Here is an 8,294-nt window from a genome sequence, read left to right on the forward strand (position 1 = left end):
CACCCTGTCCAACCGCGACGCCCGCGAACGACAGAGCACCGAGGTCGCCGACGTCGCCGAGGTGGGTGAGGTGAGTGAGGGCGCGGAGGTGGGTGAGGGCACGGAGGTGGGTGAGGTCAGCGCGGGTGAGTCCGCGGAACCGGCCGGCTGCTGTGAGACCGCCGAGTCCGACGTGACCGCCGGTACCGAGCCGAAATCGCCGCGGGACTGGGCCCGGGAACGAGGGTTGGCGTTCACGCAGGTCCTCGAACACCTGCCCACCGACGAACTGACCGGCGCGAACGGGGCAACGATCCTCGTGACGATGCGGGAGGAGGACCTCACCGCGGCGCTGGACAGCGTCGATGATCCCGAATGCGGCCAGGACCTACTCACGCCCGACCGCACCTCGCGGCCGGCGACGTGTGAGACCGGGCACGAGATCTCCGCCGGCGAAGCCCGCCGCGCGGCCTGCAACGCCGGGCTGGTGCCCGTCGTGCTCGGCGGCGAGTCACAACCCCTGGACGTCGGGCGGGCGAAACGCCTGTTCACCGAACCACAGAGACGGGCCCTGGCCACCAAGTACGTCTCGTGCGCCGCCGAAGGATGCGACCGGCCGTTCTCCTGGGCCGAACTCCACCACCTCACACCCTGGACACACGGCGGACCCACCGACCTGACCAACGCACTGCCGTTGTGTTGGCAAGACCACCGACGCATCCACAACCCCGACTACGTCCACGAACGCATCCGAGAACCCGACGGCACCCTGACCATCCGCTTCCACCAAAGACACGGCCTCCACCGGAGGCGACCATGACCACGCCCCACACCACAGGAGAACTCTGCCTGGGGAGAACCCTGCCTGGGGAGAACCCTGCCTCGGGCAGCAGATCTGTCCACCCCACGACGAAGGACACTAGGTTGACGCTTATGAGCATCCCCACGCACGCCCCTGCCCTCACCGTGCCGCGTCACGGTGGTTCCGATGTCCTCGAAGTCCGCGAGGAGCCGGTCCCCCAGCCTGGTCCGGGCCAGGTCCTCGTCAAGGTCGCCGCCGTCGGTGTGAACTTCATCGACGTCTACCAGCGCGAAGGCGTATACCCGATGAAGCTGCCGTTCGTCCCCTGCTCAGAGGGCGCCGGCGAGGTCGTTGCCGTCGGCCCCGACCTGCCGGAGGACGCCACCTTCGCGGTCGGGGATCGGGTGGCCTGGGCGTCGTTCCGGGGCAGTGGCCGAGCCTACGTCGCGGTGCCCGCCACGGTCCTCGTGCCGGTGCCGGACGGGCTCGACCTCGACGTGGCGGCTGCGTCCCTGCTTCAGGGGATGACCGCGCACTACCTCGTCCACAGCACGCGCCCGATCGAGAAGGAGGACGTGGCGTTGGTTCACGCGGCGGCCGGAGGTGTCGGGCAACTGCTGGTGCAGATGATCACGGTCATGGGCGGCAGCGTCGTCGCGACGGCTGGGTCCCCGGAGAAGCTTGAGATCGCTCGGAGCCGGGGCGCTGCGCAGACCATCAACTACCGCGACCACACGCCCGAGTCGCTGGCTGCCGCTGTGCGGGAGGCTGCGGGGCGCGGCGTGGACGTGGTCTACGACGGCGTCGGCAAGGACACGTTCGACGCGTCCCTGGCCTCGCTCCGACCCCGCGGGATGGTCGTGCTCTTCGGCGGGTCGAGTGGGCAGGTGCCGCCGTTCGACCTCCAGCGCCTCAACTCCGCGGGATCGGTCTACGTGACCCGCCCGTCGCTGGGGCACTATGTCGCGACCCGCGAGGAAATGCTGTGGCGGGCGGAGTCGGTGCTGGGCGATCTGGCTGCGGGCCGTCTGGAGCTCGAGGTGGGCGGGACGTATCCGCTGGCCGACGCGGCCCGTGCCTACGACGACCTCGAGGGGAGGCGTACGACGGGCAAGTTGCTGCTCGTGCCCTGAGCTGTCGGCGGCCGATCCGCCAGGGTTCCCGCCCATGCGGATCGGCCACGCACGCAACTCACCAGGCGTAGGCGATGACCACGTTGACGACGGCCAGCACGGCGGCGACCCACGCGAGGGGGGTCTTCACGTCCTTCTTGGCCTTGGAGTTGGCGATCTCGGCGCAGGCGATGACGGCCAACATGACGACCAGCTTGGTGCCGATCTTGGCGTGGTTCACCTCGGCGTCGCCGGCCTCGGCGAGGCCCGTCAGCGCGAGACCGAGGAGTAGCTGAATGCGCGCGGACCACGCCTGCAGCGGGCTGCCGGCGCCACCGCGCAGGGCCGGGGCGATGATGATCAGGGCAGCGGCGAGGATGTGGGCGAGCACGAGGATGATCTTGAGGGCGTCCATGGCGCCCATCCTCACCCACGAGTACAACGCCCCGGAAATCCGGGGCGCGCGCCGGAGCGGTGGGCTCGGGTGATACGCGCGGTGCACGCGGCGGGGCGCTTGGCACGCGGTGTGCGTGCGGCATGCGGTGTGAGCGGTGCGCGCGACGCGGCTCAGATCAGGCGGCGGCCCATGGCCCAGGCGGTCAGCTCGTGGCGGTTGGACAACTGAAGCTTGCGCAGCACCGAGGACACATGCGTCTCGACCGTCTTGACCGAGATGAACAGCTCCTTGGCGACCTCCTTGTACTGGTAGCCGCGGGCGATCAGACGCATGACCTCGCGCTCCCGGGCGCTGAGCCGGTCGAGCTCCTCGTCCACCTCGGCGATCTCACCGGCGGCCGCACCGAACGCGTCGAGCACGAACCCGGCCAGCCGCGGACTGAACACCGCGTCGCCCGCGGCCACCCGGCGAATCCCCGTGGCCAGATCGGTGCCGCTGATCGTCTTGGTCACATACCCACGAGCACCCGCACGGATCACGGCGATGACGTCCTCGGCGGCATCCGAGACGGACAGGGCCAGGAAACGCACGGGCTGCCCGGCCGCCGTCTCCACGCCAGCGCACCCGTGCAGGACATCGACTCCCCCGTTGCCCATGCCACCGGGCAGGTGAACATCGAGCAGGACGACATCGGGGGTCGTCTCGCGGATCACCTTGACCGCCGAGTCGACGTCCGGGGCCTCACCGACGAAGTCCAGCGGGGCGCCGGTGTCCTCGAGCTCGGCCTTGACTCCGGTGCGGAACATCCGGTGATCGTCAACCAGGACGACGCGGATCGGCGCAGCCGCTGGGGTGCCTGGGCTGGTCATGATTCTCCTTGGGTGGCGCGGGGCTGCTGGGGTTCTTGAGGCTGCTGGGGCTGCTGTGGCTCTTGGGGCTGGGGCACTGGGGTCGCCGGCACCGTGGCTGCCTGGCGCGGCGGAAGACGCAGTTCCACCTCGGTGCCCGCCTCGAGCCGCCGGATCCGCGCGCTACCGCCGTGGCGCTCCATGCGTTGCAGGATGGAGTGGCGCAGTCCGAGACGGTCCTCGGGGACCTCCTCGAGATCGAACCCCGGTCCATGGTCACGCACGAACGCCTCGACACCCGACGGACCGGCCTCGAGGTAAACGCGAATCGGCGGCTCACCGTGCTTGACGGCGTTGACCAGGGCCTCACGCAGCGCGGCCACGAGCGCGAGCCCGTCCGCGTCCAGGGACCGATCCCCCGTCGCGACGAGTTCGATCGGCACGCCGCGTACGTCCTCCACCTCGTGGCAGACATCGGCGACGGCCGAGGACAACGAGTCGTGATTGTTCTTCTGCGCGCCGTAGAGGAACGAGCGCAGTTCCCGCTCCTGGGCACGCGCGAGTTGGGCGACCATCGCCTGATCGTGCGAGCGCCGCTGGATCAACGCCAGCGTCTGCAGCACGGAGTCATGCAGGTGGGCCGCGATGTCGGCCCGCTCATCGGCACGCGCCCGCGCCGCCTGCTCCTCCCGCAGGTCCGACCACACCCGCATCATGTACGGAGCGGCGATGAGCGCGACTCCGAAAAGCACCGCCAAGGTGGACAGGAGCGACCCACCGAGCTGCGTGAGCGAACGGCCCCAACTCGTCAGGGCGATCATGCCGCCCACGACGAGCAGCAGGCCGAGGACGAGTCGGACCACTCCGCGCCACTCACGGGCCCCGGTGCCGAGCCAGGCGCCGCGCTGGGTGTCGTCGAGTTGGCCGTACGCGAGTACTCCTCCGACGCCGATGATGATGATCGGGAAGAGGAAGCTCGTCGAGATCAGGCTGCCGCCGTGTTCCAGCGCCGTCGCCCCGAGCACGAGCGCGAGCACGCCGAGCAGCACGTACGCCAACGCCTCGGAGCGTCGTGCGGTGCGGGCGTCGGGCACCGGGGCGGCGACTCCCGGTTCACCCTCGTTGGTCAGCGCCCAGAGGAAGAGGTAGCCGAAGATGCCCACGCCCATCAGTCCGAGACCGACCATGACGACCCGGACGATGACGACGTCGACGCCGATGTGCGCGGCGATCCCGGCGGACACGCCGCCGATCCAGCGGCCGGTGCGCGGGCGCACCAGACGCACCGGCGCCGGCGGCACCGGGATGGTGGAGTCGTAGGGAATGGCCACAAGACCATCCTGCCCAACTCCACGGGCGGAATCCCAGCGGAGGGCCGGAATGTGGGGGTCGGGTCCGGGATCGGTCAGGGTGGGTCCCGATGCTCGACGACGAGGCGGCATCGCAAGATGGAGTCATGCAGCCTGAGAACGCCCCCGCCCCGGAGCACGGGACCACAGACCCGTTCTTCGCGTGGCTGCGCAAGAGTTCGTGGCGGCGATCGACGTCGAACAAGTGGATCGGTGGGGTCTGCTCCGGATTCGGGGCGCACCTGGGCATCGACCCCGTCCTTCTGCGCGCGGTGGCGCTGATGCTCATGCTCTCGACGTTGGGCCTGCCGGTCGTCGCCTACCTGGCCGCGTGGGCGTTCCTGCCCGACGAGAACGACCAGATCGAGGCGCAGCGGGCCCTCAACGGTGCCGCCGGGCCGATCGTGCTGCTCTTGATGTTCGTGGCGTCGGTGCTGTTGCTCGGTGGGGCGCCGGACATCGGGTGGCTCCCCGTCGTGCCGGTGTCGCTGATGGCTGCGGGGCTGATCTGGTGGCTGCTCGTGCGCAATGGCGAGGTCCACAACCCGTTTGGCACGACGGAGCACCGTTCGCCGACGAGGTCGGCGGCGTCGCCTCAGCAGCCGCCTCCTCCGCCACCGCCGAAGGGGGCCACGCCGGCCCCGGCCTCTGCCTCCGCGACGCACGCTCCCTCCGTGGCACCTGTGGCACCCAAGCCGCCAGAGCCAGCCGTGGTCTCCGCACCGGCGCCCACCGCCCACCCCACCCCCTACCCCACCTCGCCACCGCGACCGACCTGGCAGCGGCCGCACCGACTCTCCGTGGGTTTCTTTCCCACGATGATGATCGTCGGGCTGGCCATCCTCGTCGGCGTCGGCGCCCGGCAACTGCACCAGCACTACGACTGGCCCGGCCTGCACGATGTCGTCGGCCTGGCCGCGGCGGTCGCGGTGCTCGCCACGGCGCTCATCGTCATCGGGCTGCTCGGCCGGCGCGGCGGGTTCATCAGCGCCATGGCGGTGCTGACCTCGATCGCGACCGCCCTGACGCTGGGCGGTCAGACCGCCCTCACGCACGTCGACTTCACCCACCAGATCTGGGCGCCCACGACGGCGGAGTCGGTCGTCTTCCACCAGGGGGTCGGTCAGGCCACGCTCGACCTGAGCCGCTTCCCGACGGACGCGGACGACCCGGCCACCGTCACGGCCCACGTCTCGGTGGGCATCCTGACCGTCACCGTGCCAGCCGAACAGACGGTGCGCGTCGTCGGCTCCACGTCCGTCGGCGAGATCTCCGTCCAGCCCGGCATCGGCCCCGACCCGACGCACACCCCCAACGGCGCGATCTACGACCACACCTTCGGCTCCGGCCGACCGGACGTCATCGTCCAATCCACGGTCGGCTTCGGCGAACTCTCGATCCAGAGGAGCACTGAGTGAACAACGAACCGAAGCGCCACGACCCGGCCCGGCCGTACCCGCAGGAACCGCCGCAGCAGATCATCACCGGCCCGTCCCCGACGGCGCTGGCCGGTGGCCTGATCCTGCTGGCCCTCTCCCTGCTCGTCATCGTCGACCAGTTGCTCGGCTACGACGCGAACTGGCGCCACCTCATTCCCTGGCTGGTCATCGGCGCCGGTGCCCTGGGGCTCGTGCTCGGCATCGTGGGGATGCTCAGCTCCCGAGACTGATCACACCAACCGGATCCACTCGGCTCCGAACTCGCGGATCATCGTCACGAGCGGCAACTCGCGCACCTCGTCGGGCGTGAACCACGCCGCCCGCGACGTCGAACCGCCGACGTCGTGCACCACCGGATCGGTCGGCGACGGGCACGCGAGCCGGTGCACCAACCGGATCGCGTGGAAGTCCTCGAGCCGCCCCGCCGGCGAGCGCCCGACCCAGTGCGCGGTCACGACGTCGACGAGCTCGGGGTTCTCACCGTGCTGCCCCGACTCCTCCCACACCTCGCGGATCACCGCGTCGGCGGGCTGTTCCCCCGGGTCCACTCCCCCGCCGGGCAACGTCCATTGGCCGGCCACCGCACGCACGTGCTCGGCCAACTCGGTCAGCAGCACACCGCGCTCCGTGCGCACGAGCGCATACGCGGCCACCCTCTGCACCGGCAACGCCACCTCACCGGGCTCGACGACGAGATCGTGATCGGTGGGCACGGGCTCGGCCGCCGGCGGGGCCGTCACATCACGAGGGGTGACCTCGAAGGCGATCTGCACCGTCTCGTCGGGCAGCCGCCGGGCGTCGATGGGATGCGACACCGACCAGCCGCGCGCAGCGAGTTCCCAACCGGGGTCGCCGCCGTGCGGGAGGTCGAACGTGACGTGCACCTGCGCACCGGTCTGGGCGACGATCTCGATCCGACTCACGCGGGCATCGTGTCACGACCGCCGGTCAAGGCCGTGGAGTAGTGCTGCAGCACGAGGTCGGTGACTCGCGCCCAGGTCTGGCGAGGCGGGGTCGCTCGGGCACCGGCGGCGAGGGCGGCAAGGCGATCGGGTCCCGTCGCCAGGTCGGCGAGGGTCCGCGCCATCGCCTCGTCGTCGGGCGCCACCACGCCGTCCACGCCGTCGATGATGATGTCGCACACCCCCGACTCCGGCGGCGTCACGATGGGCACGCCGAGCGCCCGGGCCTCGAGGGCGGCGATCCCGAAGGCCTCGAGCCGGGCGGCGGAGAGGAACACGTCCGAGGCGGCGACGTCGGCGGCGACCTGCTCACGCGCGACCCGCCCCGACAGGGTGACGGCGCCGCTCAACCCCCGCCGCTCCACCTCGCGCTCGACCCGGGGCCGCAGCCGCCCGTCGCCGATGATCTGCAACCGGATGTCGCGCGAGCCCGCCGCGAGCGCACGGGCCCGGGCAACGATGGCCAGGGTCGCCAGCGGTCGCTTGATGGGGGCCAGGCGCATCGTCGTGACAACCCGCAGCGGAGCCTCGTGGGTGGGCTGATCCGCAGCCGCCCGGCTGGATCGATCCAGCGCCACCGCCGAGGGCGCCCCGCCGGCCACACCCACCGGCGGCGGGTGAAAGGTGCCCACGTCGATCCCGTTGGGCAGCACCGAAACTCGCGCGCCGCCGGCCGCGGCCGACACCTCGCGGGCAGCCACCGTCGACACCGCAGTCAACGCCACCCCGGCTGCAGCCCAACGGCGCAGCACCCCCGACGCGGCCCAGGGCCGGACCACCGGACGCAACCGGCTGTGCCACGTGGCCACGACCGGCACCCCGGCCGCCACGGCGATCCGCACCGCGTCGGCGGCGAACGGGCTGAGGACACCCAGGTGGGCGTGCACGACCGTGTTCCCGCTGGGTCGGATGAGGCGGCGCAGATCGGCCCGGGTACGCGGGTCCCAGAGCACGTCGCGCATGATCGGGCGACCCAACCGGTGCACGTGCGGCAGCGGCGGGCCCGGGGTCATCGTGAGGACCTCGACGTCGACGCCCCGAGCGCGCACCTGGGCTGTCAGGTCACCGACCTGGGTCTCGATGCCGCCAACGCGGGGGGCGTAGCAGTCCGACACCATGAGTACGCGCACGCCCCCCAGCGTCCCATGCGGAAGGATGGGCCCATGCCCACCCACCGCCGGACTCTCGTCGCGGTGCACGCCCATCCCGACGATGAGGCGCTGCTCACCGCCGGGACGATGGCCCGTGCCGCCGCCCAGGGGCATCGCGTCGTCCTCGTCGTGTGCACCGACGGCGCCCTGGGCGAGGCGGAGGACTCGTTCGGTGGCCCCGCCGCCCTGGCCGCGGCGCGTCGGGCCGAGACGCAGCGCAGTTGTGCGGCCCTGGGCGTGGACCGGCTCGTCTGG

Annotated in this window: 10 protein-coding genes; 5 read left to right on the forward strand and 5 right to left on the reverse strand. The window is 71.3% G+C overall.

Annotated elements, in window-relative coordinates; all coding sequences use genetic code 11:
• The coding region (locus KD1_RS12495; RefSeq protein ID WP_157073334.1) for an HNH endonuclease signature motif containing protein at positions 1 to 799 on the forward strand (799 nt) is incomplete at its 5' end.
• Positions 800 to 912: 113 nt separating this feature from the next.
• Positions 913 to 1,914: a quinone oxidoreductase family protein gene (locus KD1_RS12500; RefSeq protein WP_068402391.1), complete on the forward strand. Its 1,002-nt coding sequence runs from the start codon at positions 913 to 915 to the stop codon at positions 1,912 to 1,914.
• Between the two features lie 58 nt (positions 1,915 to 1,972).
• Here the strand turns inward: KD1_RS12500 and KD1_RS12505 are convergent, their stop codons facing one another.
• From KD1_RS12505 to KD1_RS12515, 3 genes are all read right to left on the reverse strand, one after another.
• Positions 1,973 to 2,308: a hypothetical protein gene (locus tag KD1_RS12505; protein ID WP_068402393.1), complete on the reverse strand. Its 336-nt coding sequence runs from the start codon at positions 2,306 to 2,308 to the stop codon at positions 1,973 to 1,975.
• 152 nt (positions 2,309 to 2,460) lie between these two features.
• Entirely contained in the window at positions 2,461 to 3,159 is a 699-nt protein-coding gene (locus tag KD1_RS12510; RefSeq protein ID WP_068402395.1) for a LuxR C-terminal-related transcriptional regulator, read from the reverse strand.
• Positions 3,156 to 4,469 (reverse strand): ATP-binding protein, encoded by a 1,314-nt coding sequence (locus KD1_RS12515; RefSeq protein ID WP_245627400.1) that lies wholly within the window; start codon positions 4,467 to 4,469, stop codon positions 3,156 to 3,158. Before KD1_RS12515 ends, KD1_RS12510 begins: the two co-directional genes overlap by 4 nt.
• A gap of 125 nt (positions 4,470 to 4,594) precedes the next feature.
• On the opposite strand from KD1_RS12515, the gene KD1_RS12520 reads away from it, so the two are divergent.
• Both KD1_RS12520 and KD1_RS12525 read left to right on the forward strand, forming a co-directional pair.
• The gene (locus tag KD1_RS12520; protein ID WP_169795394.1) at positions 4,595 to 5,905 is read left to right on the forward strand and encodes a PspC domain-containing protein; all 1,311 of its coding nucleotides are present in this window, start codon (positions 4,595 to 4,597) and stop codon (positions 5,903 to 5,905) included.
• Positions 5,902 to 6,156, forward strand: a complete 255-nt coding sequence (locus KD1_RS12525) for a hypothetical protein (protein WP_068402399.1) — start codon at positions 5,902 to 5,904, stop codon at positions 6,154 to 6,156. The genes KD1_RS12520 and KD1_RS12525 overlap by 4 nt, the downstream gene beginning before the upstream one ends.
• Here KD1_RS12525 and KD1_RS12530 read toward each other — a convergent pair whose 3' ends face one another.
• The gene (locus tag KD1_RS12530) at positions 6,157 to 6,849 is read right to left on the reverse strand and encodes an NUDIX hydrolase (RefSeq protein WP_068402401.1); all 693 of its coding nucleotides are present in this window, start codon (positions 6,847 to 6,849) and stop codon (positions 6,157 to 6,159) included.
• Positions 6,846 to 8,018, reverse strand: a complete 1,173-nt coding sequence (locus KD1_RS12535) for a glycosyltransferase family 4 protein (protein WP_169795395.1) — start codon at positions 8,016 to 8,018, stop codon at positions 6,846 to 6,848. Before KD1_RS12535 ends, KD1_RS12530 begins: the two co-directional genes overlap by 4 nt.
• A gap of 33 nt (positions 8,019 to 8,051) precedes the next feature.
• Here KD1_RS12535 and KD1_RS12540 point away from each other — a divergent pair.
• The coding region (locus KD1_RS12540) for a PIG-L deacetylase family protein (RefSeq protein WP_174521111.1) at positions 8,052 to 8,294 on the forward strand (243 nt) is incomplete at its 3' end.

The sequence above is a fragment of the Kribbia dieselivorans NBRC 106261 genome, from assembly GCF_001552435.1.
GTDB lineage: Bacteria > Actinomycetota > Actinomycetes > Actinomycetales > Dermatophilaceae > Kribbia > Kribbia dieselivorans.